Annotated in this window: 22 protein-coding genes, 1 pseudogene and 1 riboswitch; of the genes and pseudogenes, 14 read left to right on the forward strand and 9 right to left on the reverse strand. The window is 40.3% G+C overall.

The annotated features are described in order from the left end of the window. Window positions 1-32: 32 nt before the first annotated feature. The gene (locus ACLGGR_RS05525; RefSeq protein ID WP_410972652.1) at window positions 33-929 is read right to left on the reverse strand and encodes a PhzF family phenazine biosynthesis protein; all 897 of its coding nucleotides are present in this window, start codon (window positions 927-929) and stop codon (window positions 33-35) included. A 230-nt stretch (window positions 930-1,159) separates the two neighbouring features. On the opposite strand from ACLGGR_RS05525, the gene ACLGGR_RS05530 reads away from it, so the two are divergent. After that, a complete protein-coding gene (locus ACLGGR_RS05530; RefSeq protein WP_410972976.1) occupies window positions 1,160-2,143 on the forward strand; it encodes a hypothetical protein in 984 nt (327 codons plus the stop codon). A gap of 47 nt (window positions 2,144-2,190) precedes the next feature. Here the strand turns inward: ACLGGR_RS05530 and ACLGGR_RS05535 are convergent, their stop codons facing one another. Further along, window positions 2,191-2,901 carry a GntR family transcriptional regulator gene (locus ACLGGR_RS05535; protein WP_410972653.1) on the reverse strand — a complete coding sequence of 237 codons (711 nt, stop codon included), beginning with the start codon at window positions 2,899-2,901 and terminating at the stop codon, window positions 2,191-2,193. 155 nt (window positions 2,902-3,056) lie between these two features. Between ACLGGR_RS05535 and ACLGGR_RS05540 the strand changes: the two genes are divergently transcribed. The 7 genes and pseudogenes from ACLGGR_RS05540 to ACLGGR_RS05570 all read left to right on the forward strand — a co-directional run bounded on the left by ACLGGR_RS05540 (window position 3,057) and on the right by ACLGGR_RS05570 (window position 11,967). Then, a complete protein-coding gene (locus ACLGGR_RS05540) occupies window positions 3,057-4,955 on the forward strand; it encodes a beta-glucoside-specific PTS transporter subunit IIABC (RefSeq protein WP_410972654.1) in 1,899 nt (632 codons plus the stop codon). Window positions 4,956-4,964: 9 nt separating this feature from the next. After that, complete coding sequence (bglA, locus tag ACLGGR_RS05545) at window positions 4,965-6,404, forward strand: 6-phospho-beta-glucosidase BglA (protein WP_095409990.1); 1,440 nt, start codon at window positions 4,965-4,967, stop codon at window positions 6,402-6,404. 155 nt (window positions 6,405-6,559) lie between these two features. Further along, the gene (locus ACLGGR_RS05550; RefSeq protein ID WP_410972655.1) at window positions 6,560-7,540 is read left to right on the forward strand and encodes a restriction endonuclease; all 981 of its coding nucleotides are present in this window, start codon (window positions 6,560-6,562) and stop codon (window positions 7,538-7,540) included. Between the two features lie 500 nt (window positions 7,541-8,040). Beyond that, window positions 8,041-9,644 (forward strand): annotated as a pseudogene (locus ACLGGR_RS05555) (ribonuclease YeeF family protein). Between the two features lie 2 nt (window positions 9,645-9,646). After that, window positions 9,647-9,898, forward strand: a complete 252-nt coding sequence (locus tag ACLGGR_RS05560; RefSeq protein ID WP_024427595.1) for a hypothetical protein — start codon at window positions 9,647-9,649, stop codon at window positions 9,896-9,898. Between the two features lie 423 nt (window positions 9,899-10,321). Next, entirely contained in the window at window positions 10,322-10,480 is a 159-nt protein-coding gene (locus ACLGGR_RS05565) for a YxiF family protein (RefSeq protein ID WP_410972656.1), read from the forward strand. A gap of 293 nt (window positions 10,481-10,773) precedes the next feature. Next, on the forward strand, window positions 10,774-11,967 hold the full coding sequence (locus ACLGGR_RS05570; RefSeq protein ID WP_142946073.1) for an MFS transporter: 1,194 nt from the start codon (window positions 10,774-10,776) through the stop codon (window positions 11,965-11,967). 91 nt (window positions 11,968-12,058) lie between these two features. Here the strand turns inward: ACLGGR_RS05570 and ACLGGR_RS05575 are convergent, their stop codons facing one another. The 3 genes from ACLGGR_RS05575 to ACLGGR_RS05585 form a co-directional block, all read right to left on the reverse strand. Then, the gene (locus ACLGGR_RS05575; protein ID WP_251216228.1) at window positions 12,059-12,961 is read right to left on the reverse strand and encodes a quinate/shikimate dehydrogenase; all 903 of its coding nucleotides are present in this window, start codon (window positions 12,959-12,961) and stop codon (window positions 12,059-12,061) included. 18 nt (window positions 12,962-12,979) lie between these two features. Beyond that, window positions 12,980-14,161 (reverse strand): MFS transporter, encoded by a 1,182-nt coding sequence (locus tag ACLGGR_RS05580; protein WP_410972657.1) that lies wholly within the window; start codon window positions 14,159-14,161, stop codon window positions 12,980-12,982. Window positions 14,162-14,605: 444 nt separating this feature from the next. Beyond that, window positions 14,606-15,625 carry a LacI family DNA-binding transcriptional regulator gene (locus tag ACLGGR_RS05585; RefSeq protein ID WP_410972658.1) on the reverse strand — a complete coding sequence of 340 codons (1,020 nt, stop codon included), beginning with the start codon at window positions 15,623-15,625 and terminating at the stop codon, window positions 14,606-14,608. 264 nt (window positions 15,626-15,889) lie between these two features. Then, window positions 15,890-15,969, forward strand: a riboswitch (glycine riboswitch). A 164-nt stretch (window positions 15,970-16,133) separates the two neighbouring features. Between ACLGGR_RS05585 and ACLGGR_RS05590 the strand changes: the two genes are divergently transcribed. Next, window positions 16,134-17,480 carry an amino acid permease gene (locus ACLGGR_RS05590; protein WP_410972659.1) on the forward strand — a complete coding sequence of 449 codons (1,347 nt, stop codon included), beginning with the start codon at window positions 16,134-16,136 and terminating at the stop codon, window positions 17,478-17,480. 47 nt (window positions 17,481-17,527) lie between these two features. On the opposite strand, the gene ACLGGR_RS05595 is transcribed toward ACLGGR_RS05590, so the two are convergent. Next, the gene (locus ACLGGR_RS05595; RefSeq protein ID WP_142946078.1) at window positions 17,528-18,208 is read right to left on the reverse strand and encodes a DUF3169 family protein; all 681 of its coding nucleotides are present in this window, start codon (window positions 18,206-18,208) and stop codon (window positions 17,528-17,530) included. Continuing rightward, a complete protein-coding gene (locus ACLGGR_RS05600) occupies window positions 18,205-18,411 on the reverse strand; it encodes a helix-turn-helix transcriptional regulator (protein ID WP_003215336.1) in 207 nt (68 codons plus the stop codon). Before ACLGGR_RS05600 ends, ACLGGR_RS05595 begins: the two co-directional genes overlap by 4 nt. A 170-nt stretch (window positions 18,412-18,581) precedes the next feature. On the opposite strand from ACLGGR_RS05600, the gene ACLGGR_RS05605 reads away from it, so the two are divergent. Next, window positions 18,582-19,205 (forward strand): NUDIX hydrolase, encoded by a 624-nt coding sequence (locus tag ACLGGR_RS05605; protein ID WP_095409975.1) that lies wholly within the window; start codon window positions 18,582-18,584, stop codon window positions 19,203-19,205. Between the two features lie 11 nt (window positions 19,206-19,216). On the opposite strand, the gene ACLGGR_RS05610 is transcribed toward ACLGGR_RS05605, so the two are convergent. Together ACLGGR_RS05610 and ACLGGR_RS05615 are read right to left on the reverse strand one after the other, a co-directional pair. Continuing rightward, the gene (locus ACLGGR_RS05610) at window positions 19,217-19,699 is read right to left on the reverse strand and encodes a DUF4188 domain-containing protein (protein ID WP_061110314.1); all 483 of its coding nucleotides are present in this window, start codon (window positions 19,697-19,699) and stop codon (window positions 19,217-19,219) included. Window positions 19,700-19,703: 4 nt separating this feature from the next. Then, window positions 19,704-20,255 carry a PadR family transcriptional regulator gene (locus ACLGGR_RS05615; RefSeq protein ID WP_142946080.1) on the reverse strand — a complete coding sequence of 184 codons (552 nt, stop codon included), beginning with the start codon at window positions 20,253-20,255 and terminating at the stop codon, window positions 19,704-19,706. Window positions 20,256-20,446: 191 nt separating this feature from the next. Here ACLGGR_RS05615 and ACLGGR_RS05620 point away from each other — a divergent pair, with 191 nt between their 5' ends. The 4 genes from ACLGGR_RS05620 to ACLGGR_RS05635 all read left to right on the forward strand — a co-directional run bounded on the left by ACLGGR_RS05620 (window position 20,447) and on the right by ACLGGR_RS05635 (window position 26,122). After that, window positions 20,447-21,349, forward strand: coding sequence for a hypothetical protein (locus ACLGGR_RS05620; protein WP_410972660.1), 903 nt, complete (start codon window positions 20,447-20,449; stop codon window positions 21,347-21,349). A 150-nt stretch (window positions 21,350-21,499) separates the two neighbouring features. Next, on the forward strand, window positions 21,500-22,453 hold the full coding sequence (locus tag ACLGGR_RS05625; protein ID WP_410972661.1) for a hypothetical protein: 954 nt from the start codon (window positions 21,500-21,502) through the stop codon (window positions 22,451-22,453). A gap of 338 nt (window positions 22,454-22,791) precedes the next feature. Continuing rightward, entirely contained in the window at window positions 22,792-24,651 is a 1,860-nt protein-coding gene (locus ACLGGR_RS05630; RefSeq protein WP_410972662.1) for a beta-glucoside-specific PTS transporter subunit IIABC, read from the forward strand. Window positions 24,652-24,655: 4 nt separating this feature from the next. After that, complete coding sequence (locus ACLGGR_RS05635) at window positions 24,656-26,122, forward strand: glycoside hydrolase family 1 protein (protein WP_142946084.1); 1,467 nt, start codon at window positions 24,656-24,658, stop codon at window positions 26,120-26,122. The last annotated feature ends 21 nt before the right edge of the window (window positions 26,123-26,143 follow it).

Below are 26,143 nucleotides of genomic sequence, written 5' to 3' on the forward strand. Positions count from 1 at the left end.
TTGAACAGGAAGTCCCCATTCAAGCTGATGTTTTATAAAGTTAACATGCCGCGGATCGTGATGACAGCTGCGCCTGCCACTTTGATCACCGGCTCTGATTCATTCGGAATGACTGTGATACGAAGCATACCAGGTCTGCCGATGGCATCCCCTTGGGCAATGTTCAGGTGAGTGATTTCTTGCTGAGAAATGATACCCTCCAAATAAAGATATCCAGCCAACGCCCCGTTTGCTGCCCCCGTCACAGGATCTTCGGGTATACCAATCCCAGGTGCAAAATCCCTCGTATAAAGATCGCATTCTTTTGAGGTGCGGAACGTATAAAGGTGGGTTGTCGAGATGCCATGCTCTTTATTCATTCTAGCTAAAGCCGCTAAGTTCGGTGCCGCCTGATCAATGTCCTGTTGGTGCTTCATCGGAACAAGAAGATGCCAGTTACCGGTGTTTGCTAATTTGATAGGATAGGATGGATCGATGCGGTCACTTCTCACACCAAGCATGTCACTAAGCTCTTCTAAATCGATGACAAAATCTCGTGTCCTCGGTGTCACCTGCGTCATTTCCACATCAACGACCTTGCCATTTTCTTCGTGCCATACAACAGGCACATTGCCGATCTTTGTTTCTAACACCACCCCTGATCTCTCTTTAGCCAGCCCTAGCTCCGTAGCTAGAAGCCAAGTCAATCCAACAGTCGCATGCCCGCAAAAATTGACCTCTTCCGTCGGTGTGAAGTATTTGACGCGATAATCGGCTTCCTTATCATGGGCAGGCAGCAAGAAGACGGATTCCGGTAAATTCAACTCCTTGGCGATGCTCTGCATGTCATCCTCGGTTAAAAACTCACCATCCAACACCACCCCAGCGGCATTTCCTCCAAATTTCTCAGTTGTAAACGCATCGACATGATACACCCTAATGTCTCCCATGTGACGAACCCTCCTATACATTTTTGTTACGTTTATCATAAGTTTGTTTGATGCATTCGTAAAATGAATCTTTTTGATGGTTTAAATCGGAAGTGTTCATGCAAAAGAAGGAGTTTCACTTTAACTGTTAAATAACTAGTTTAGTAAGTCTTTAGTCATAATAGCCAAACGACATAAATTCCAATGATAGGAGAGTGTTTATATTGAAAAGAGTAAAGTATTTTATCCTAATGGCTGTCATCTTTTGCAGCAGTATGTGGTCCGCGACTGTTCAGGCACAATCCGGATATTTCAACACGTATACAACGTATTCTGCAATGTCAGGTTCTGGGTTCTACACTTCTATGCAAGGGATGGCTGTAGATCGTAATAATAATATGATTTATGCTGCAAAAATAAATACGTCAAATCACTTAACGCAATTGTACGCTATTAAAATGAATGGCTCGTCAAGTAATAGAACTGTGAAGCTCCTTAAAAACTCCGACACCAACAGTACTAGCAATGACTTAGGACATGCCAATGACTTAGCTGTGAAAGCTCAAAAAGGTGATGATCAAGTTAGCTTATATGTAGCGCCTATGGCCGATGGTGTAAAGTATGTAAAAAAGATATTGAAGTTAAGTGTGGACACGAAGAAAAATACTTACAAAGTGGCTAAATCCTATGTCCTTCCGTACCAAGGGGCGAATTTATCAATTAGCGGTATCACATATTCTGTTGGAGCGGACAAGTTTATTGTCAGGTCTGGGAAGCGCTTTTTTATTGGGAATTTTAATGACCAAAAAGGACAATTTGAGTATGAGGCAACGTTTACATTAAATGATACGAAAGCGATTGTAAATCAATCAGTGGTGGATGTTTCTAAGTACATTCTTCAAGGTATTTCTTTCTACCAAGGAACATTATATGTACCATTATCTAAGCCAGACTCCAACGGCGGAGCTTCTAATGTGAGTGTCATTCTCACATACCCGTTAAATATCAATCAAATGCTGAAAGAGCAAAAGGAAACACCTGCAAAAGATTTTTCAAAAGAGTTGTTTACTAGAAAAGACCTTTCATTCCGAATTACGAGCAGTGCATTTACTCTTTTTGAAATAGAAGCTGTTGATTTCGATGACGGAACGTTATATTTTAATACAAATCGCGGGAAGAACGGCACACAAGAAGATATGATCGCGACGTTCAATGATTATAACTATTACAAGTGAATTGTATTCAAAAAGCCCCTCAACTTATGAGGGGCTTTTTCCATCCATCACCCATAATAATTATTCGCTTGAATAAAAAATTGGGATTGCATGTAGTTATATGTGATTTTCGAGAAGTCGAAGGGCTGGCCGTTTGTGAGATGAAAGACCGTCTCGACGCGGAGAGCGGGATCGTCTTGCTTAAGTCCGAGGTGCTTTGCTTCGGTTTCGTTTAGTTTGCCTACTTGTAAGTACATATCGGAGAAGCCGACTTTGAGTCCAAGCCCTTCACTGACGAATTTAAAAACAGAATCGGCAGCAATTTCTGTGTTGAGATAGGGAATGATGGTTTTTCGGTAATAGGATTCTTCTAAACATAACGTTTGTCCATTGATGTAACGAATGCGTTTTAGATAATAAACATCCTCTGCTTGTTCAATGTTCAAATTCAGTGCAGCTTCTTCGGACGGTTTGATGGTGTCTAGCATTAAAACCTCTGATGTCAGTTGAAATTCCTCTAAATCTTTTTTAAACCCTTGGTTGGATAAAAGGCTGATGTAGCCCTTACGGCGGTGTCTTCGAACAAAGATGCCGCTGCCCCTCACTTGATAGATAATTCCTTTTTTTTCGAGTAATTCTAACGATTTGATAATGGTACTTTTGCTCACAGCAAATTGGCTCATGAGTGTTTCGAGTACAGGGAGCTTATCCCCTTGCTGCATCTCATGGGTGACAATATATTTTTCAATATCGCTCGCAATTTGTTGATACTTTAACATGGCTATTCCTCTTTGTTTTCACGATTTATTGTCTTTGTATTATAGCACATACCAAATTTCCTTTGATATGCTATTTGAAATTATATATGTATTGATAAATTGTACCGGTATAATTATAATGTACGTATACTAGTAGTGATAAAGGGGGGTTTTATATGTCAAAAGTGAGGGATTATCAAAAGCTTGCAGAAGACATCTTAGAGGCAGTTGGCGGAGAAGAAAATGTGGTGAGTGCCGCAAGATGTGCCACGCGGCTGCGTTTGGTCTTGAAACGTTCGAATCCAAAGGCAAAGGAAGCAGTCAATGCAATGCCTGGTGTCATTACCGTGGTGGAAAACGGCGGTCAATTTCAGGTCGTCATCGGTCAGCATGTTGGTGAGGTATACGAACATTTTTCCAGCCTTGTTCAGCTACAGCCGTCTGATGATGATCAGGCAAATGAAAACAAGGGAACGGTGCTGAATCGTGTCATCGCGACCATGTCTGCTGTGTTTGCACCATTTGTGTATATTTTGGCAGCAGCTGGTATTTTACAAGGTGCACTTATCCTCATTAATTTATTATTTCCAAGCTTCTCGAAAACGGGAACGTATGAAGTCTTTAGCTTTATTTCCTGGGCGCCGTTTACGTTCTTGCCTATCTTTATTGCTATAACAGCTGCCAAGCATTTTAAAACGAATATGTACATTGCAGTAGCGTGTACAGCAGCGCTTGTCAGTCCGGCTTGGACGGAGATTGCTGGACGCGTGGCATCAGGGGAAGGCGTTACCTTTTTAGGCATAGCGCTATCTGAAACGGTTTATACGTCATCTGTTTTGCCGCCGCTATTCTTGGTATGGATCCTTTCATATGTAGAGAGATTTTTAAACAAACGCATTCACGAGGTGGTCAAACCGTTATTTGTCCCATTTATCTGTATGGTTGTCATGGTTCCGTTAACGATTCTATTAATTGGTCCTCTTTCGACAGCAGGTGCAAATGGGATTGCAAACGGATACAATTTCTTAGCAGAAAATGTACCAGCTTTAGCAGGTGCCATTATCGGAGGTTTCTGGCAAGTGCTTGTCATTTTCGGTGTTCACTGGGGCATCACACCAATGGTGCTCGCCAACTTTGAACAATATGGACGTGACTCCTTCCAGGCATATCAAACTATCGCTGTTATCGCTCAGGTCGGCGCAGTGTTAGGGGTTATTTTAAAAGCAAGAAACCGCGAAACACGAAAAGTCGGGGTTTCAGCGGGAATCACGGGTCTCTTTGGAATTACCGAGCCTGCGATTTATGGGGTCACCCTGCGTTTCAAGAAACCATTTATTTTCGGATGTATATCTGGAGCGATCGGTGCCATTGTTGCCAGCTTCTTTACGCCTTATTACTTTGCGTATGCAGGGTTGCCTGGGCCACTGACGATTGTAAACGGAATTAGTTCAGATTATCCAACATCGATCATCGGCATATTGATTGGTGTCGCAATTGCGCTGATCTTACCAGTTGTGCTCATTCAAATGTTTGGTTATGGGGAAGATACAGTGGAACAGACAGCCGGTGCAACATCTGATAAAGATCAAGTTGGAGAAAAAATGAATACTTCGATGAACAATGAAGAAACCATTCCTGCACCGCTTGCAGGGAAAGTGGTCCAGTTATCTGAAGTGCCGGATGCTGTATTTAGCTCGGGAGCGATGGGTAAAGGGTTTGCGATTGAACCAACAGAAAATAAGCTGTATGCACCGTTTGACGGCAGTGTCGTCATGCTTGCGCCGACAAAGCATGCGATTGGGCTGCGTTCGGAATTCGGTGTGGAGTTACTTGTTCATGTAGGAATTGATACGGTTTCACTAGATGGCTCAGCATTTACTCTTCATATCAAAGAAGGCAGCAAGGTGAAGAAGGGTGACTTGTTGATGACATTTGATCAAGAAGCCATTGAACGCAAAGGATTAAACACAATCACACCAGTTATCATCACCAATACACAAGCGTACGAAGATGTGATGGTAGAAGAACAATCAACATGTCAGCCAACGGATGTCATGATCACAATTGTGAAATAGGAGGAAAGAATAATGACTTTACCAAAAGATTTTCTATGGGGCGGCGCATTAGCTGCACATCAATTCGAAGGTGGATGGAACGAAGCAGGAAAAGGCCCAAGTGTTGTAGATGTGATGACAGCAGGTGCTCATGGAGTACCGAGACAAATAACTGAAACGATAGAAGAAGATAAATTTTATCCGAACCATGAAGCGATTGATTTCTATCATCGTTATAAGGAAGATATCGCAATGTTTGCGGAAATGGGTTTAAAATGCTTACGTACATCAATTGGCTGGAGCCGGATTTTCCCTAAGGGAGATGAAGCGGAACCGAATGAAGCAGGCTTACAATTCTATGATGATGTATTTGATGAACTGCTCAAGCATGGCATCGAGCCTGTGATTACGCTGTCTCACTTTGAGATGCCGCTCCATTTAGCAAGAGAGTACGGCGGGTTCCGCAGCCGAAAAGTCGCTGAGTATTTCGCGAAATTCGCAGAGGTGTGCTTCAATCGATACAAAGACAAGGTCACATATTGGATGACTTTTAATGAAATCAATAACAAAATGGATGTCAACAACCCACTATTCCTTTGGACAAATTCAGGGGTATCAGTCAAAGAAGGCGAAAATGCCAAAGAAGTCATGTATCAAGCAGGACACCATGAATTACTTGCAAGTGCATGGGCAGTAGCCAAAGGAAAAGAGATCAATCCTGATTTCCAAATTGGAGCGATGGTTTCTCACGTGCCAATCTATCCATATTCCTCAAATCCAGAGGATGTCATGCTTGCAGAGGAATATATGAGGCAGCGCTATTTCTTCCCAGATGTACAGGTTCGCGGCTACTATCCGAGCTATGCGCTAAAAGAATTCGAACGCGAAGGCTATCACATTCCATTTGAAGAAGGCGATGAAGAAAGCTTAAGAAAAGGAAAAGTGGATTATCTTGGCTTTAGCTACTACATGTCGACAACGGTTAAAAGTGATACTGTGTCTGATCACAACGGGGACATTGTCAACGGAGCCCTGCCGCACGGTGTAGATAACCCTTATATCAAATCAAGTGACTGGGGCTGGTCCATTGACCCGACGGGCTTAAGGTATACATTGAATCGTTTTTACGATCGCTATCAAATCCCGTTATTCATCGTAGAGAATGGATTTGGTGCAATAGATCAAGTGGAAGAAGACGGTTCTATTCACGATCCAGAAAGAATTCAATATCTCGCTTCTCATATCGAAGCACTGAAAAAAGCGATTGAATACGACGGTGTGGACCTTATTGGCTACACACCTTGGGGAATCATTGATATCGTGTCATTCACAACAGGTGAAATGAAAAAACGCTACGGCATGATCTATGTTGACCGCGACAACGAAGGAAACGGCTCAATGAAGCGACTTAAAAAAGATTCGTTTACTTGGTATCAAAACGTCATCGCAACGAATGGTGAAGAAGTGTAATAAAGGAAAATAGAAGCCCGGATGAGCGTGGTATATGCTTGTTCGGGTTTTTCTCTTTCTTTCGACAAAAATGGTGAGTGTATCCTTTTGTTCACAAGAAATAAGTCTTATAATTTAGTAAGAATATTTATGGGATGGAATAGGAGAGATCGTTAATGACGAAATGGTGGATGGTTCGTGCAGGTGACCAAAATGATTTAATTTCAATTTGGGAAAAGAAAGGTATTGCATCGATCGGGTGGCCGAAATTAGGTAATCCAAAACAATATCAAACAAAGCAAGAGATGAATGCTCGAGCTGATGTCATATTCGCCGAGAACAAACCTTTTACAAGGAGAAGCTGGGTTAGTCAGATATGGAGGTTCAGTAGAGAAATTAAAAAGGGAGATCGAATTATTACATATTTAAAAGAGAGTCGTGAATATCGAGTAGGTACTGTGACTGCTCCGCATTTTTTTGATGAAGCAGCTGGAGATATAATGTATCCAAATCACATTAAGGTGAATTGGGAGCCAATCGCCGTTAAACGAGATTCTCTCAGTCAACCAGCTAAGAACAGCCTCGGTTCTATATCAACTGTTTTTCGTGTAGATGATTGGGGGCAAGAGATTGAACATTTACTCAAGAACCCTACTTCTATTGCAGCATACGAAGATGAAACAGAAGAAGATGAAATTATTGAAGATTTAGTCAGCAAAGCAACTGTTATGATTGCAGATAAGGTAGATAAACTGGATCCGTGGCAGATGCAAGATCTAGTCGGGGGTTTACTGCAAGCTATGTCATACAATGTTCGCGTAAGCCCAAAAGGACCTGATGGTGGTGTTGATGTATTAGCTTATAAAGATGCATTTGGATTTGAAAAACCTATTATAAAAGTACAAGTTAAGCATCGACAAAACTCAGCCAGTTCCCCAGAAGTACAACAATTATTAGGGGCTAATCCCATGAATGCAAACAGTTTATTTGTTTCTACTGGTGGATTCACTTCTAATGCCAAAGCTGTTGCGAAGCATAATGAAGTTCATCTAGTAGATTTAGAAGAACTCGTAGACCTTATTGTACATTGGTATGAGCATATGCCAACTGAGACAAGATCTTTATTACCTTTGAAAAAAGTGTATGTACCTGAGTGATTTTTTATTGCCTACGCTTCAATAACGCCTGAATACAAAGGAAAAAGAGGATAATAACAATAAAATAGTTCATTGAGTTTTGAAAGACATTGATGTTCAAGGATAATTGTAGAAAAATCCAAAAACCGAATATCACCATAATTGCAGAAATGATACCTTTATACACATTGATTCTCCTTTCGATTTAGTTGGCATTATCTCATATCACTGAAGAGGTTGAACAGGGATTAATGTTTTAATAGGTTCTATCACATAGTTTGGAATAAAGGACCAATCAATAATTATAAATAGGACGAAGATAAGGCTAGACAGAGCAAAATGTATTGTCTAGCCTTTTTCTATTTCCTGGCTTTGTTGAGATAGAAAGTCTATTCCATTTTTATGTCATTTAGCCTATTTTTCCGTTTTGGAGGTCACGGTAAAATAGACTTTATGATCAATAATGGAGGGAGTGAATTCTTCTGGGGAAGATACTTGATGCAAAAGCACTAACAAGTGCCATGGACACAAGGGCAAAACATTATCAGGAACTCCGCGAACAAATGATAGATTTAAAAAGGCATTACAAGGTGTTGCCAATCTCGGTGATGATTTCACTGGGAAAGGTGCCGATAACATTAAAAACTTCTATAAAGAGCTGGCTGGAAATGTTGACATGTTTATCAGCTTCATTGATAAGCAAAAAGCCTTTCATGAAGGTGTTTCTGGGACACTGGATGATACAAACTTTGGCGGCGATACCTTTGTAGAAGAACACTTTTTAGACAACGCAGTACATATGGGCATCAAAAACGCGAAAAGCATTGTGAAGGATCAAAAAAAGGCACTCAAAACCATTTTTCAAGACATCGATGACCTCATTTCTCTAGAGGTATTTGATAGCCAAACCTTTGAAGAAAAAATAGAAGATGCTGAAGATGAACGAAAAAAAACGGTCAAAGAACTAAGAGAGCTTGATCAAAATTTAAAAGATGAATATGCTTTGTCAGAGACGGAACAGCAAGTTACAATGGCATTGTACGCTGAAATGATGAATGCGACAAATGACGGAAAAGCGATTTCGCCTATGAATTTTGATAAGAAAGCGTATCAAAATAGCGAAATCTACAAGGCAAAAAGTGATATTGAAAAGCAAACTTCTGAATATCTGAAAATCAAAAAAGAACAAGAAGAAGCCCGAAAGATTGTGAAGGAACAAGAAGCCCTCGCCAACCGTTCTTGGTATGAAAAAGTGCTCGATTATGGTGGAAATATTGTCAATGAACTAACGGGTGTGAATGATGCAAAACGTGCCGCAACAGGCGTTGATCCAATCACAGGCGAGGAGCTCACGGCAGGACAGAGAGTCGCGGCAGGCGGTATGGCAGCAGCAGGCTACATCCCTATCGTGGGTTGGGCAGGACGCATTTTCAAAGGCGGAAAGGCCGTCTATAAAACGACTCAAGTCACATCAGCTGCAGTCAGAGCAGTCGACATTTACAAGACATCACAAAAATCCTTTGACGCCCTGAAAACATCTCAAAAAGGATTATATGGCCTCACCGCCACCAACGGCTTCAGCGAAGCGATCACAGGCCGAGACATGTTTGGAAACAAGATCTCGAAAGAACAGCAGGAAGCGAGTATGAATGCAGCGTTGGGAATGCTTTTGCCGTTTGGGGCGAAAGGGTTTCATGGTAAAATGGGATTTAAGAGTGCTGATAGAGTTCAAACTGGTGGCAGGGAACTTTCAATAGATGCATATCTAAAACAACTTGATAAAGCAGAAGAAATGTATGAGTCTTTTAGAAAGACAAAAGCTGATATAAAGTCTATATCTAAGAATACTGGAATGCCCGAACACAGGATACAAAGAATAAAGGAGCATTTATTTATAAAAGAGCATATAAAAGAACATGGGGTTGGGCGTTTTGACTCAGATTATCAAATAGCACAAGCCTGGGATAGATTACAAAAAGGTACTTATAAAAAGAATGATATTGACTTGTTAAATCACGAACTTTTTGAATCAAAGTTTGAAGGGATATTCAAGACAGATTACAGGACCGCACATGATAAAACAGTTGAATCTGGGCGTCCATGGTATCCACCAAAGGAGGAATAAAATTGGCTTCGTATGTTTTGTTATTAAAGGAATATGAGGATGAAGAAACTGTAGTTTACAAATTTGGACCTAATGAAGAGGTAATGGGTAAGATAGAGTTAAGTAAAATAACTAGGAAGTTTAGAGAGTTAGAGAGCTTACCAGATCAAAATATTCCCAATGAGTTTTATTTTGATCGAGCGGCTCAAAGGTTAGCAGTATGCCTTGTAAGAGAAGGTGGCATATTTCCAGAAAAAACGGCTTTTGAATCTTAGTACCCACAAAAACCTTGAAGGATAGTATCCTTTCAAGGTTTTTTTATTAAGGAAAACAAAATTCATCTTGGTTGAAAAGATAATTAAATAAAAAAGATCGTACTTTATTTGATTGTGTGATACTTGAAAGGAGACATTTTAAAAGATCAAATATAAACGTAAAAATTTTGTTGGATTTAAAAAGAAAGGTAACTAGTATGAATAACAACAAAAAATCAAAAATCGAAACCTTAAAAAGAAAAAACAGAAGAAAACACTTAATAAGCGAATTAAGCTACATGACACTTCCAGAACACCCCTTTTTAGACATCGAGGAAAATCAATTGTTTTGTCAGAAGGGGTTTGCTTTCCTTTTAATCGAGAGTACATAAAATCCAAATACATGGAGAACACTATCAAGAGCATATTGAAAAGTCTGTACAAATGTTAAAGGAATGGGTCAGCCAGGTGAAAGTAACTCCTACACAAGCGCGATTCATGTGTTTTCGAGAGCATGAAATTGAAGCACTTGAAGTGAATGTGAACGAAGTCTTTATTCATTTAAATCGAATTCTTGAGCAAACAAAATTAGACATCACTTAAGGAGTGGAATGAACCACTCCTTTTTTCTATCGAAGGTGTCATACGCTTGATCGATGAATTCTCTTCAAATTTAAGCAATTCACTATCTTTACCTTTCGCATTCGTATAAAATAAGAGCAGTGAAAAATTGAAGAAATGCTTGATACATGAAGGGCGTGTAAGCTGTGAGCTGCATGACATGATGAGATGTATGAACGTGAAGGCTGCAAAGCTGTTCTTCCTCACATATGAGATCTTGTAAGCGTAACCATTATTTGTCACTTCATTGCGATGGTGTTGAGGGGTGTGTCAGGATGAGGAATCCGTATGTGAGAACGGCTTCTAGTCTGTATATTAATTATTTCTTATTAGGTATGGTCAATATTATTTTGGCTTCAAATATGCCATTTTTAATCAAACAGTTAGATACCAATAGTGCGGGAATTAGTTATATGATTTCGGCGCTTGGCATTGGCAGGGTGCTCACGTATGGTTTATCAGGCGTGCTGTCAGATCGTTTTGGGCGAAAGCCGGTCATTTTGGTTTCTGGTGTGCTGATGGCGGTGTTCCTCATCGGAATCCCATTGTCTCCGAATTATCAAATCGCGTTTGCGTTTGCGATTTTGGCAGGGGTCGCAAATTCGGCAATGGATGCAGGAACGTATCCTGCGTTAATGGAGGCTTTTCCGCAAAACTCGGGATCTGCGAATGTGATGGTGAAGGCCTTTATATCCATTGGGGCAACCATTTTGCCACTGGCGATTTTCTTTTTAGCAGAGCATGATTTGTTTTATGGAATGGCATTTTTTGTTCCTGCTCTGATCTATCTCGTGAATGTCTTGATGCTGTGGACCTTGCCGTTTCCGAATCATCGCAAGGTAGAGCAAGTCCAGGTAACGGAGCATGACGGACTTCCGCGCTTCTCGACAGAGCCTACATTTTGGAGAGAAGGGATCGCACTCATTGTGATCAGCTTTACGTCAAATGGACTGTATGCATTGCCGCAAATTTGGCTTCCTACGTACGGTGAGGCCATCTTGGGGATGACATCGGGCAGTGCTGTGAAACTGCTCAGTTACTATAGCATGGGCGGGCTGCTGTCTGTCGTGATGCTCGCGTTTCTTTTGCGCCGCTTTGTCCGGCCGGTCACTGTGCTGCTGATCTATCCAATCATTACACTTGTGTCCATTTGTGTGCTCTTGGTCGTGAAATCACCAGTCATAGGAACCGTCAATGCTTTTGTATTGGGATTTTCAACAGCAGGAGTTTTTCAGCTGACGTTAACTGTGATGGCTGAATTCTTCTGGAAAAACAAAGGAACGATGACTGGGATTATCTCGACAGCGGGCGGCGTGTCTGCTATCGTCATCCCGGTCGTAACAGGTTTAATTCAGAGTCACGCGTCCATTTTACAAATCTTTATGTTCGATGCAGTTGTGGCTGTTGCGGCCATTATCGGCGCACTGTATATCCTGTATCGATACCGTCAAATCATGATACATGATTAAAAAAAGACGACCTCCGCAGGAAGTCGTCTCAGGGCTATCACGCTGAAAGGGCTAAAATGATCATCATTTTAGCCCTTTGTCTTTTTTTGTTTTAGAAACGGTCATTTTCAAAAAGAATTTGTTTTACTTGATCAACTGGCATATCTTCACCAGTGAAGAGTTTGTAAGCAAGAGCACCTTGCCATAGCATCATTCCAAGACCGTTAATGGTTTTGGCGCCAGCTTCCTGTGCTTGTGCAAGAAGCTTTGTTTTTTGCGGGTTGTATACAACATCTGTCACGATCAAATCTTTACGCAGTACATCAAGTGTATCATCGATGATGCTGAGTTGATCTAGTGGTTTCATGCCAAGGCTTGTCCCATTTGCTAGGATCGCACTTTCTGCTACTTCACGGCGGAACGCGTCTTTGTCTTCAAGTGGGAAAATGTTTGCTTTGACACCGAAAGATTTCATTTCGTTGTTGATGTAATTTACATTTTCTTCTGCTTGAACAAAGTATTGATCATTACGAGCAAAAATACTAATTTCACGAATGCCGGACTGTGCAAGCTGAATCGCAATCGGAGTCGCAGCGCCGCCAGAGCCAACGAGAGTGACTTTCTTGCCGGCTAATTCAACGCCATGTTCAATCAAGTTTCTCACATATCCAAGACCATCTGTGTTGTAGCCGATGAGCTTACCATCTTTGTTCACAACAGTGTTACTTGCACGTGTATGTCTTGCAGAATCATCTAGTTCATCTAAGTAATCAAGTACTTTCATTTTGTGCGGCATAGAGACGTTAAATCCAGCTGCACCCATTGCTTTCAAACCGTTTACGGCTGCTTCTAGTCCTTCATCCCCTAAATCAAAGGCGAGGTAAGCATAGTTGATACCTGTTAGTGTATAGCCAAGGTTATGCATACGTGGTGAAAGACTGTGTCCGATTGGTGTAGCAAGAAGACCGACTAATTTTGTTTTTCCATCAATATTACGTTCATGTATGTTTGTCATAATTGACATCTCCTTTAATTATCTAAATAATTTTTTCATGCGTCCAAGAACAAAGACCGCTAGTAATACGCTAATAACCGCAATGATCATATCGAAAAATAACGTCATTTTAATATCGTACGTGCTGACCAATCCACTTGTAATGAGCGGCACGAGAATAAACGCTGAGCTTGCCGCAATGTTCACATAGGATGAAGCCGTTGCTTTGTTTGTCGGGAATAATTTCATCATAATACTCATCGCCAGCTGGAAGATTCCCGCTGTAAAGAGTCCTAAGAAGAAGGTGCTGACAATGACAATGCTGTACGTTTCGATTTGGAAAAGTGAAAGCATTGCAAGGAACGCCCCAATTGGATAAATGATCGCCACCATAATCGGTGAAATTAATTTATCTAAGACAACTGAAAGCAATAGAACAGATACCAGTGCACCAATACTAAAATAAGATAGAAGCTGTGTGGCTTGTTCTGTTCCAAGTCCGATTAATTTTAACCCGAGCTGCGGAAGCCATGTCTGCCATACGACAAACAATGCAGTCGATGTGAATCCCATAAGTACAACAGCTAAACCTTCGCCAAGCATTTTTGGTTCTTCCTTCAGCTGGTCCTGTACTGGAAGAGCGTCTTGTGAAGAAACTTGCTTATGGTTCGGGAATGGCATAAAGAGTAAGTAAATTCCTACAAGTAAATAAAGAAGTCCTAGTCCAAAGAACGCCCAGCCCCAGAAAATGTCATGTGCCACTAGGAACGCCAAGATAAATGGAAGAACAGTCGCCCCAATGGATACAGACGCTTTTACTAAAACAGAAGCCGAACTTGCTTTTTTCGGAAATGACTCTGACAAAGCAGGATAGGTTCCTGAATCAAGCAGTGAATTGGCAATACCTGCTGAAATCGCAAAGGTAAATGCCAGTGTATAACTTGTTGTCGTTGGAATACCGATTAAGAACAATAAGTAAAGAAAATTTCCTATAATAATGACAGGCTTACGTCCCCAGCTGTCAGCTAACCGGCCTGAGAAAAAGAGCGCAATTAGTTTACCAATTCCGATCGCCGATACAAGCAAGCTGATTTTCGGAATATCTACATGGTAGCGTTCAGATAAGCTGTCCATGTTTGAAGCTACAATAATATTGATCATGCCAAGCATGAAGTAATTCAAATACATGCCAAGTGACGATTTGATATAAGGATTTTTCATGTTCCCACTCCTATATTTGAAACCTTTTTAAGGTCAAATTCTTTGTATACCCTTTGTTATTGTTTCCTTAAAAATAAATAATATGAATCCCATCACAACACCCCTTATGTGATTGATGAAAAAATAATGAATATTCATCTGTTCTTCAATTAAGTACATCGTTCTACTAAAATGTAAAAAATAATAACAGCCTTGATTAGGAAGTGAAACTTCATGATTTGATCAGAATCGTAAAAAATCACTTTTAACTGTTTTTCAATAGAAATAACGATAGGATGAAATAGGTATAACGATATACTAAAAGAAGCAACGAGATAAATATACTCCTGTGTTTTAAATGTGTCAAGTTTATGACTTTGTGATTTAAAAAAAGAAAAATGAAACAAAGAAATAGTTGACTTGATCAATGAAAAAAGAGAATTGCTGCACACAATTCTCTTTTCATCATGAGGAAGAGGTTTCTCTAATATGAAGTTGAGGCTTTAAAATCAATCGCTGCAGCTCATCATCCTGTTCGTTCATTTTATGATATAAAAGGTTCGCTGCTTTTACCCCGATGGATCGGGGGAAGGAGGAAACAGTGGTGAGCGGTGGATGGTACATCTCCGCTTCGGGGACATTATCGAATCCAACCACATCAATATCTTCACCAGGCTGGATGCCCCGTGCTGAAAGTGCTTGAATGACGCCAAAAGCGAATAAGTCACTAAAACAAAAAATAGCTGTAGGTGGCTCAGGCTGATCCATCACTTGGGCAAGTGCTTCTTTCCCGCCTTCACGAGTAGGTTCTATATCAATAATAAGAGAATCATCAATCGTCACATTTTCTTCGTCATGGGCTCTTTTGAAACCTTTCATTCGCTCAATCCAAGTCGAAGAGGTCTTGATGCCCCCTAAGAAGGCGATGCGCCGATGTCCTTTTTGAAGAAGATGATGAACCGCCATCCAAGTACCTTGTTCATAATCAACACCGACATAATCACATTGCACATCTGATAATTCGCGATTTGCCAGTACTTTTGGGGTGCGAATTTGATTTAATTGCTTAACTGTTCGAGCAGAGCTTTTCGAAGCAGGGTTTAAAATAATCCCGCCCACTCGGTGCTCTACCATGGTGGAAATGAGCCGCTCCTGTTTATCGACACTGTCAAAGGTCGTACCAAGTAAAACAGTATAGTCCAGTGATTCAAGCGTGGTTTGTACGCCAATTAAAAACTCCGAAATAAAGGTGTTAGAAATATCCGTCACAATCACACCAACGATATTTGAGCTTTTTGACCGCATGTTGGCAGCAACGCGGTCGTATACGTATCCTAAATCCTCCATGGATTGCAGTACTTTGTTTCGAGTGGCTTCAGAGATTCTAGGATTATTTCGAACAACGAGTGATGCCGTTGAAGTCGAGACACCGGCATGCTTGGCGACTTCCTGTAATGTGACACGCTGTTTGTTCATTTTTTTCATTTATCTTCACCAACTTCAATGGATTGCCTAACTTTGTTCATCATCAAGAGGGATTTCTCTATCAGACGAGCCGAACATCTGTTGATTTATTATACATGAATCAGGGGGGATTGATGAAGTGAAGACATATGAGTAACGCTGTAAATCATAAAAGATTACCATTGACAGCTTTCTGATTGAGGCGTAAAATATAAAATTATTCAGAAATAGCAACATTTTAATTAAATAACGAAGGCTATGAATGCTGTGGGTCACACTATAGCAGGAGCAGCTTCTGGAGAGACCGCATATATGTGCGGCGCCGAAGGGTTCACAATCTCAGGCAAAAGGACAGAAGAGTACGAAATATTGTATTTGTGATGCATGGATGATGCCGTGTATGACTTTTCTCTATTTTGCTATTCTTTTATGACCGTGAGATTGGAGCGCATCCAATCTCTTTTTTTATGGACTTTTTTAAAGGGTTCATTATTTTAGTATAAGATCGTGTCGTAGGAGGGTGTTAGCATTGGCACAACAAGAATTAAAACGAGATTTATCAAACCGTCATGTGCAATTGATTGCCATTGGCGGAACCATTGGAACCGGGCTGTTTTTAGGATCTGGAAAAGCTATTCAATTGGCAGGTCCTTCAATCATTTTTGCTTATTTAATTGTCGGGATGGCCATCTTTTTTGTCATGAGGGCACTCGGAGAATTGCTTTTATCGAAGGCAGGCTATCAGTCATTAACCGATATTGCAGAGGACTATCTCGGCCCGTGGGCTTCCTTTGTGACAGGGTGGACCTATTGGTTTTGCTGGATTATGACAGCGATGGCGGATGTCATTGCGGTCGGTGTGTACGTGCAGTATTGGTTTGACATCCCGCAGTGGATTCCTGCCATCATTTGTTTGTTGATTTTACTAGGATTGAATCTATTAACGGTGAAGCTTTTCGGAGAAATGGAATTTTGGTTTGCACTCATTAAAGTGATTACAATTCTATTATTGATCGGGGTTGGAATTGTTCTTTTAATCATTGGTTTTCAAACAGATGCCGGACCGGTGACGATAACGAATTTATGGTCTCATGGCGGGTTATTCCCGAATGGTGTCACGGGCTTCTTGCTGTCATTTCAGATGGTAATTTTTGCGTATGTGGGAGTTGAACTGGTCGGTGTGTCCGCAGCAGAAACAGCCAATCCGCAAAAAAATATTCCTTCTGCGATTAATAAGATTCCATTAAGAATTCTATTTTTCTATGTGGGTGCGATCTTTGTCTTACTATGTATCAACCCATGGACTGAACTCAGCGCATCAGAAAGTCCTTTTGTGAAAACCTTTGGACTCATTGGGATACCAGTAGCGGCGGGGCTCATTAATTTTGTTGTGTTGACATCTGCGGCATCAGCTTGTAATAGCGGCATGTTCTCGACAAGCCGCATTCTGTATAATCTCAGTCATCAAAAGCAGGGGCCAGATTCCTTTGGACGTTTGAACAAGCACGCTGTCCCAAGCAATGCACTATTCGTTTCAACGATTGTGGTATCGGTCGGTGCCCTTTTAAGCAAGCTGATACCCGAACAAGCCTTTGGTATTGTGACCACGATCAGTGCCATTTGTTTCATTTGGGTATGGAGTATTATTTTAATTTGTCATTTGAAATATAAAAAAACAAAGCCTGAACTGCATGCAGCATCTACCTTTAAAGCACCGTTCACACCTTTTGTGAACATTTGTGTTCTTGCGCTCTTTGCAGCCATTCTCGTAATCATGCTCTTCGCAGATGCAACACGTCCTGCGCTGTTATTGACACCCGTATGGTTTGGTTTCTTATTTTTGATTTATGCACGAAAGAAACGCCGTGCGTCATAATGAACGGAAAAAGCACAGCCTTTGCATTAGGCTGTGCTTTTGTTCATTTAACGATTTCTAATCCTGAACATATAATTTGCATTCAAAATAATTAAAACAAGTCCAATCACCATGATCGAGAAAAGCTGAGAGTGATTAGCGCCAAGTGAGTACACAATCAAAATAAACATGGCACCGGTCAATAAGATGTTCATCATTTGATAAGTGTGAAAAAGTCCGCCAAGCATCACATGCTTTTCCCCTTCGTCTGAAATGGCGAGCAGCTTTTTGCTGTAATCTTTGTCAGATGGGCTTGGCAGGTTGCGATTAGGGTAGACAAGCTTTAGAACAGATATCGCTATATATGAACTGATAATGGAGACGATAAATAAAGCAGCATTGACGAGAATCAACCAAATGGGCTGCTCGGTGACGATCGCAATACCGATGGCAACAATGGAAAAAATGGTACTTACCGTATTGGCTAAAGTCAAATCAGTAAAGGTCCGATACTGAACTGCTTCCAGTTCATCCTCCTCATCTCCAGAGACCGAAAGAGACACTCTTTTTTTCATACGTGAAATCCCTGAAAAACAATAAATAATCAATAAAAGCGTCAATCCACTGATGACAAGAGTCGCTTCAAATGCAATATCAAGAAGTGTCATCTCAAATTCGGCTGCCAGCAGACAGTAAGCACCGAGAAAGCCAAGGAGAGCACCTAAGAGCATTTTGTAAACAGTTTTCATGAGAGTTCATCCTCCTCGAATAGAAAAATACGTTCAATGGGTTCCTGAAAAATTCGTGAAAGCTTAACAGCGAGCAAGAGTGACGGCATTAATTCATCTCGTTCCATTAAACTGATGGTCTGACGAGAGACCTTTGCACGCTTTGCGAGCTCAGTTTGGTTTAAACCATCACGCGCACGAAGCTCTTTTAACCGATTTTTCATTCTGTCACCTCAATTTTGATTGAAATCTTTCCTTGATTGTAAAGTATTATACTCATTTTGACAAGTAAAGTTGTCAAAATGATAAAAATAATTGTCAGAAAGATCATCTTTATTGAAAAGGTGAACCATGATACGCTAAAGAAAAGAGAAACAGAAAACAGGTGATGTCCGTGTTCATTGATCAATTAAAAAATGACTTGCATCAATCACAACCGTTGTTCATTGGAGAAGAGACAGCGTTCAAAGCAGCAGTCCTTATCCCTTTGGTGCAAGTAAATGGAGAATGGCATATATTATTTGAGGTACGATCGCTGACCATGAGAAAACAGCCGGGTGATATTAGCTTTCCTGGGGGCAAGCTTGACGGCAGCGAAACAGCACAGGAGGCTGCACTGAGAGAAACACATGAAGAGCTGGGCATTCCGCCAGAATCGGTCGAGATTCTTGGACAGCTCAGTCCTTATATCGCTTCTCCATCCTTCGTGGTATACCCATACGTCGGTATCATTGATGAGCAAAAAGTGAAACACTCCTTTAATCAAGAAGAAGTAGAGGAGACCTTTACTGTGCCTCTATCATGGCTCAGCCAATATGAGCCGTACTTACATCATGTATCCGTTCAGCCAACACCAGGAGAGGACTTTCCTTATGAAAAAATCATGAATGGTGAAAAATACAGCTGGGGAAGCCGTTCGATTGAGGAATGGTTTTATGATTACGAAAACTACACCATTTGGGGATTAACAGCCCGCATATTAAAGCATTTTGTGACCGTTACAAAAAGAAATTCCTAGAGAATCGCTCTCTAGGAATTTGTTGTATTCAGACGGTCCTTCGCTGTTTGTTGTCCTTTACTTATTGAAATAGGGGATTTCGCTTGGCTCAGTCCGTAGGAAGGCATGTTCACGTAGATGGATTCATACGAGCCAGCTTGAATTTGGTACGTTTCATGATAAATTCCGACCGCGTCATTATTTCGTGTTCTTTGGTTAAATTCTTTCCAAGCAGCCAAATGCTTCTCCATCTTGGCATAGGCAAGGAGGTCATCAGTTGATTTCCAATATTGAATCATCGCTGTCGTGCGTAATCCAAAGTAATTCTCAGTCCCAAGAAAGCCAAGCTCATCTTGATGGGTATACAGCTCCTTGATCATACCAGGCATCGCCATGAACACAGGCAGCCATTGATGAATGGCCCAGCGTTTGTTGATCCTCATTCCGATGATGAACACAACAATCGAATCAGAATTGTCCGTTGTAAATCTGCCAGCACGTATGTCTTTTTTCATTCATTTACCCTTCCTTCTTCATCGAATGGATTGTTTCCACGCACCAATCAATTCCTGCTTGAGCCACTCTTTTTCCATAATCTAAAGTAAACAGCCAGTACTTCGCATCCGCTTCATCTGGATACAGCTCTTGAATGTTTTGTTCAATCGCAACATATGTCTCATAACGAATACGGAGCTGCCTCTCATAATCCTGTAAAAGCACCAATTTTTTCTCAAACGAAAGATATTGACCGAAGAATAACTTTAATAACACCTCATTACGCTCTGTTGGTAACTGGTCGAGCGGCTGCGCCAGCCACGCTCTTAACGTATCCAATCCTTTTTCAGTCAAATGATATTCCCGCTTGTCTGAGCGGCCAGAAGCAGCAGCAGGTGAAACTTCCGCAAGGCCTTCCTCGACTATTAACTTTAAAGCTGGATAAATTTGACCATAACTGATTTTCCAAAAATGATGCAGGCTTCTATCAATTAATTGCTTCACTTCATACCCTGACTTACAATCAGTCGTTAAAATACCTAAAATCGCATACGTCGTATCATTGTATTTTTTCATATCAGCACACCTATCTAAAAGATATATCATTTAGATATATAATAAATGATATAGAGTGGCAGATACAAGGGGTTGTTGAAAAATAAATTTGATAAAGGGGGTGGTAATTTACCTGATTTTGTTAATCGGGAAGATGGACCATTCATATATATGGATGATTATTCATCAGATCATATATTGGAGGGGTACGTATGAGTAAATCGAAAATATGGATTGTGACTGTCCTGACGGTATTAATCGTTGGTGCAGTCAGCTGGTCAGCCTATCAAGCAATCGGAAAAAAGAGTGCATTGAATCAATCCTACGCCTTTGCGCATAAGACAAAAGAGGGTGTGAATTGGTTTAAGGTAACGGAGAGAAAAGGGAAAGTAACCGGTCACTTGAATGAAACCATCTTAGAAGAAAGTCCGGAAATGCATTTTGATCCGAATTTATTTAAACATAAATATCAATTAACTGGAAAAGTAATTGAAAACGGTTACGAATTCCAAGTGAAGCGAGGAAAAGATCCGGTGATGTATGAAGTACATGTTGCTGGAAAAGATTTTTCTGTGAAAAAACAAGGTGAAAACAAAAGCATCACATACAAAGCAGTTGATCAAAAAAAATTAAATACGTATCAAAAAGCCATTCAAGATCGATATGATGAGTTAATTGATGACTCAGAAACTAGATTTTATGATTATTTAAGAGACTACATCAAGAAAGTAACAGGCGCTTATGGTTATCTGTATACTGCGGAGGATGGTTCATACCAACTATTTCTACAAGTAAAGCACATGCATATTGAGTCTGAATGGTCAGGGGCCTTTCTAATGAGAACAGTTCCAGGGGATGGTGGTGAACCTTATAAAGAGACGAAACATAAAGCCGGTGGTGTTTCTGATGGAATCATGTTTGATATCAGTACCTATCCTCAAATCGAAGAGCACAAAACTGGTATTATCGTAGGTTCAACGAATCGAGGTGCAAAATCAATAAAACTTCCTCTGAAAATAGCAGGCGGTATCGTAGAATTTAAACCAGTCTCGAAGCAGGAATATCAAAAACAATCTGAAGCATTTAAAAAGCAGGCGGAAGAAAAGAAAAAATAGATCGTGTTGGTTCAAGTGAATAGGGATTGGTTATCGTAAAGTATTTATCTGAATTTTATAATAAATATTAGATTAATAAGGATTTAGTTGAATATATAGTAAAATATCGGCATTGTCGATTTCCCAAAACTTATATTAGAGGAGGTACGTATGAGCAAATTGAAAATGTGGGTCGTGTCTATCCTGGCAGTACTCATCTTGGGTGGAGGCGGCTGGACAGCATATCAAGCCATCGCACAAAAAAATTCATTGAATCATTCCTATGCATTTGCGTATAAAACTAAGGATAGACTGAGCTGGTTAGAGGTATCTGAGAATAAAGGGAAGGTAACGGGGCATTTGAACGAAAAGTATGTAGAAGAAGTGTGGTGGGATCCCAAAATATACAAAAAACAATATGCAGTATCTGGGGATTCAAAGGGAAACGGTTATGAATTGCGAGTCAAACAAGGCAAAGAAACAATCATATACGATGTTAAAATTTCAGGGAAAGACCTTTCTGTGAAAAAACAAGGTGATAAGAAAAGTATGATATATAAAGCAATCAATCGAAAAAAGCTAGATTCGTATCACAAAAAGATTCAAGATCGATATCAATATCTATTTGATACGTCAGAAACTAGATATTATGATAATATGAGGCATTTCAGAGATAAAGTGGCGAAAGTATATGGTTTTCTATATACGGCAGAGGACAAACAACTATTTTTACAAGTGGAAAGCATGCATATTGAGATTGGATGGAACGGCTCTTTTCTAATAACAACTGTTTCTGAAGAAGGTTGTAAGCCTTATAAAGAAATGAAATTAGAAGTCGGAGGCTTTACTGATGGGGGAGAAATTTTCGAAATGAGCTATGATCCTATAATTGAACAAGGTGTCATTATAGGTTCGACTGATCGAGATGCAAAATCAATAAAACTGCCAATTAAAAAGACAAACGGTACAGTAGAGTTAAAAGCCTTCACGAGAAAGGAATATAAAAAAATCCCTAAACCATATATAATGACAGGCGATTCAGTAGAGTTAAAAGCTGTCACGAAAGAGGAATATCAAAAACAAGCGAAAGCATTTAAAAAGAAGGCAGAAGAAAAGAAAAAATAGATGATTTTAAACCAGATGGGTCATTTTAAACTTATCTGGTTTTTTAGATGTAAATAGTTTTGATGAATGATAAAAGGATATTTATTGTATGGAGCTTACTTCAACAATGAAAGAAGAGTAATTTGGGTATATAGACCTTAATAATTTTTAGAAAAATAAATGTTGACGCTTTCATATAATCAATATATACTAAAAACAAATCCAATATGAATAAATTAGACATGTGACTGGTCATGCAGGCAGGATCTAAAAACGATGAATTTCTTTAATTTGTCGTTTTAGGTCCTTTTTTTATTGCCAAAATATAGGTCTCATGTATGAGAAAAGGGGGAGAAAAAATGGATTACACACAAGTTGCCAAAGACGTTTTACAGCATGTAGGCGGCAAAGAAAACATTGCGCACCTTGAGCACTGTTCAACAAGACTTCGCTTTACACTAATCGATCAGAAAAAAGCAGATGTACCAGCACTAGAAAAAACACCAGGTGTTATAGCTGTCAGAATGTCAGGACAATGCCAAGTAGTGATTGGGAATGACGTCATTGAAGTGTATCAAAAGGTAACAAGTTTAATAGGCAGCAGCTCATCAAGCCAAGACGTGCCATCCAATCAGCCAAAAGAAAAAAGAAAAGCAGGAACAGTTCTGTTAGATTTCATTGTCGGTGTCTTCCAGCCTCTTGTACCAGCTATCGCAGGCGGAGGAATTTTAAAATCATTTCTTCTCCTTTTCTCTTTATTAGGCTGGATGGATGCAAAAGGCCAAACCTATCAAATATTAAATATGGTAGGGGACGCACCACTTTACTTTCTGCCATTACTAGTTGCTGTAACGACGGCGAATAAACTAAAAGTAAACCCACTGGTCGCACTATCAGCAGTTGGTGCGCTCCTTCTGCCGAACATGACGGCGATGCTTACAGAAGGTGCACAACTACTGTCATTCGATGTAAAAAATATAGCTTATGCGTATCAAGTGTTTCCGGCCATCCTTTCTGTATTGCTTTACGCGCAAATGGAAAAATTCTTTACGCGGTTTTCACCAAAACCAATTCGAATTTTCTTTGTCCCAATGATGTCATTGGTCATTACTGTACCAGTTACGTTACTTCTGTTAGGACCGATTGGTTTTACAGCAGGGCAAGGTTTTTCATCTATTATTCTTGCGATGTTTAATACGGTAGGCTGGGTAGCTGTCGCAATTTTAGCAGCGGTCCTCCCATTCATGGTTGCATCAGGCATGCACAAAGCAATGGTCCCTTATGCAGTCACAACGATGGGAACCCTTGGGAAAGAAGCACTTTATTTACCGGCATCACTTGCGCATAATATTGCGGAAAGTGGAGCGTGTTTTGCTGTGGCACTTCGAACAAAAGACAAGGTACTCAGATCAACAGCTATTTCGGCAGGAATTTCGGCCTTTTTTGGTATCACAGAGCCGGCGTTATACGGTGTAACACTTCAAAATAAGCGAGTCCTTGGAAGTGTTATGATTGGTTCGTTTGTTGGCGGAATTTTCATTGGTTTAGTTGGTATACAAGCCTTTGTGCTTGTTGGCCCTGGATTAGCAAGCATGTCGATGTTTATATCAGATGAACTCCCGCGAAATCTGATGTTTGCTATCATTGGAGCAGTCATTTCGTTTATTGTCGCTTTTATCGCTGCTTTTGTATTAGGTAAAGATCGAACAGTAGAAGAAAAGACAAAGGACCAAGCTGGATTTGCTGAACAAATTGGAGCAGGAGAAACTTTCAAAAGCCCTGTAATTGGTCAAATGATCTCTCTATCTGAAGTAAAAGATGATATTTTTTCTTCAAAGGTCATGGGAGACGGAATTGCCATTGTACCATCAAAAGGAGCACTTTATGCACCAGTAGATGGTGAGGTGACCTTGCTGTTCGAAACAAACCATGCACTTGGTATGAAAACGGACCAAGGGGTTGAAGTATTATTCCACATCGGCATTGACACCGTTCAGTTGGAAGGACAGTATTTCTATCCAAAAGTGCAGGCAGGAGATCGTGTTCAAGCAGGAGATTTATTGATTGAATTTGATTTAGAAAAAATCATGGAAGCAGGATATGATCCAGTAACACTTGCTGTAATCACAAATACAGACCAATATGATATTAAGGTACAGCCATTACAAGAGGTCAATCGTCAAGATACATTGATGGTTGTCACACAATTAGGAGGCTAATCATATGACAAAAATCAAAGGTTTTCCAAAAGGATTCTTATGGGGCGGTGCCATTGCTGCTAACCAGGCAGAAGGCGCCTGGAATATAGATGGAAAGGGACCGTCTGTTGCAGATATTGCAATGTACCGTTCCAACTTGAGTGTAGAAGATTATGAAGGTCATCTTGCTGTTACTTCTGAAAATATAGACCGTGCGATCAAAGATCCAGACGATAAAAAATACCCAAAACGAAGAGGTGTTGATTTCTATCATCACTATAAAGAGGATTTGGCTCTCTTTGCTGAAATGGGATTTAAAACACTTCGGATTTCAATTGCGTGGAGTCGTATCTTCCCTACTGGAGAAGAAGCTGAACCGAATGAAAAAGGGCTGCAATTTTATGATCGTGTATTTGCAGAAATGAAAAAACACAACATAGAACCGATCGTGACTCTCTCTCATTATGAAATGCCTTTAGCGCTTAGTGTGAAATATAACGGCTGGGTTGAAAGAAAAGTCGTTGATCTCTTTGTGAAGTTCGCCAATGTTTGTTTCGAACGTTATCAACATGATGTGAAATATTGGCTCACCTTTAATGAAATTGATAGTATTCACCGCCACTCTTTCATTACAGCGGGAATTATTCCTGATCGCTGCCCAGAAGGAAAAGTAGAAGAGACGGTGTACCAAGCACTTCATCATCAATTTGTCGCATCCGCTCTCGTAACAGCAGATTGCCATCGTATCATCCCAGGCAGCCAGGTAGGATGTATGCTGACAAAATTGACAACGTATCCGCATACGTGTCACCCGAATGATGTGGAACAAGCTTTGAAACAAAACTTAGAAAACTATTTCTATGCAGATGTTCAGGTGTTTGGCGAGTATCCGCCACTGATCAAGCGCATGCTTGAGAGAAAAGATATTCATATTCAAATGGAAGCAGATGACCTTACCATTTTAAAAGAAAACACAGTAGATTTTATCTCATTTAGCTACTATATGTCTTTAACGGAATCAGCCCAAGAAGGTTTAGAAGAGACAGAAGGGAACACAATTCGTGGGGTCAAAAACCCTTACCTTCCTTCAACTGACTGGGGCTGGCAAATTGATCCGGTTGGTCTGAAAATTTCTTTGATCGAATTGTACGATCGCTATCAAAAACCTCTTATCATTGTCGAGAACGGCATGGGTGCAAAGGACGTAGTTGAAAGTGATGGCTCTATCCATGACGACTATCGTATTAACTATTTTAAAGAGCATTTCCGTCAAATGAGAGAAGCGATTGAAGAAGGCGTCGATCTCTTTGGATATACGAGCTGGGGCTCGATTGATATTATTAGTGCAGGTACATCACAAATGTCAAAACGCTATGGCTTCATTCACGTCGATCAAGATGATGACGGGAACGGGACATTAAAACGATCTCGAAAAGATTCATTTTATTGGTACCAAAAAGTCATTGAGACAAATGGTGAATCGCTTGATTGAACACCACAATCATGAAAACAG

The sequence above is a fragment of the Bacillus sp. BD48 genome (genome assembly GCF_046566805.1).
In the GTDB taxonomy this organism is placed as follows: domain Bacteria; phylum Bacillota; class Bacilli; order Bacillales; family Bacillaceae; genus Bacillus; species Bacillus safensis.

Excerpts from the sequence above, each read along its gene's own strand:
- ACLGGR_RS05550 (WP_410972655.1), top strand. The coding sequence starts at position 6,560 with ATGACGAAATGGTGGATGGTTCGTGCAGGTGACCAAAATGATTTAATT.
- ACLGGR_RS05630 (WP_410972662.1), top strand. The coding sequence starts at position 22,792 with ATGGATTACACACAAGTTGCCAAAGACGTTTTACAGCATGTAGGCGGC.
- ACLGGR_RS05585 (WP_410972658.1), bottom strand. The coding sequence starts at position 15,625 with ATGAAAAAAATGAACAAACAGCGTGTCACATTACAGGAAGTCGCCAAG.
- ACLGGR_RS05570 (WP_142946073.1), top strand. The coding sequence starts at position 10,774 with ATGAGGAATCCGTATGTGAGAACGGCTTCTAGTCTGTATATTAATTAT.
- ACLGGR_RS05600 (WP_003215336.1), bottom strand. The coding sequence starts at position 18,411 with ATGAAAAATCGGTTAAAAGAGCTTCGTGCGCGTGATGGTTTAAACCAA.
- ACLGGR_RS05540 (WP_410972654.1), top strand. The coding sequence starts at position 3,057 with ATGTCAAAAGTGAGGGATTATCAAAAGCTTGCAGAAGACATCTTAGAG.
- ACLGGR_RS05575 (WP_251216228.1), bottom strand. The coding sequence starts at position 12,961 with ATGACAAACATACATGAACGTAATATTGATGGAAAAACAAAATTAGTC.
- ACLGGR_RS05525 (WP_410972652.1), bottom strand. The coding sequence starts at position 929 with ATGGGAGACATTAGGGTGTATCATGTCGATGCGTTTACAACTGAGAAA.
- ACLGGR_RS05530 (WP_410972976.1), top strand. The coding sequence starts at position 1,160 with ATGGCTGTCATCTTTTGCAGCAGTATGTGGTCCGCGACTGTTCAGGCA.
- ACLGGR_RS05610 (WP_061110314.1), bottom strand. The coding sequence starts at position 19,699 with ATGAAAAAAGACATACGTGCTGGCAGATTTACAACGGACAATTCTGAT.
- ACLGGR_RS05635 (WP_142946084.1), top strand. The coding sequence starts at position 24,656 with ATGACAAAAATCAAAGGTTTTCCAAAAGGATTCTTATGGGGCGGTGCC.
- ACLGGR_RS05580 (WP_410972657.1), bottom strand. The coding sequence starts at position 14,161 with ATGAAAAATCCTTATATCAAATCGTCACTTGGCATGTATTTGAATTAC.
- ACLGGR_RS05620 (WP_410972660.1), top strand. The coding sequence starts at position 20,447 with ATGAGTAAATCGAAAATATGGATTGTGACTGTCCTGACGGTATTAATC.
- ACLGGR_RS05565 (WP_410972656.1), top strand. The coding sequence starts at position 10,322 with ATGTTAAAGGAATGGGTCAGCCAGGTGAAAGTAACTCCTACACAAGCG.
- ACLGGR_RS05625 (WP_410972661.1), top strand. The coding sequence starts at position 21,500 with ATGAGCAAATTGAAAATGTGGGTCGTGTCTATCCTGGCAGTACTCATC.
- ACLGGR_RS05615 (WP_142946080.1), bottom strand. The coding sequence starts at position 20,255 with ATGAAAAAATACAATGATACGACGTATGCGATTTTAGGTATTTTAACG.
- ACLGGR_RS05535 (WP_410972653.1), bottom strand. The coding sequence starts at position 2,901 with ATGTTAAAGTATCAACAAATTGCGAGCGATATTGAAAAATATATTGTC.
- ACLGGR_RS05595 (WP_142946078.1), bottom strand. The coding sequence starts at position 18,208 with ATGAAAACTGTTTACAAAATGCTCTTAGGTGCTCTCCTTGGCTTTCTC.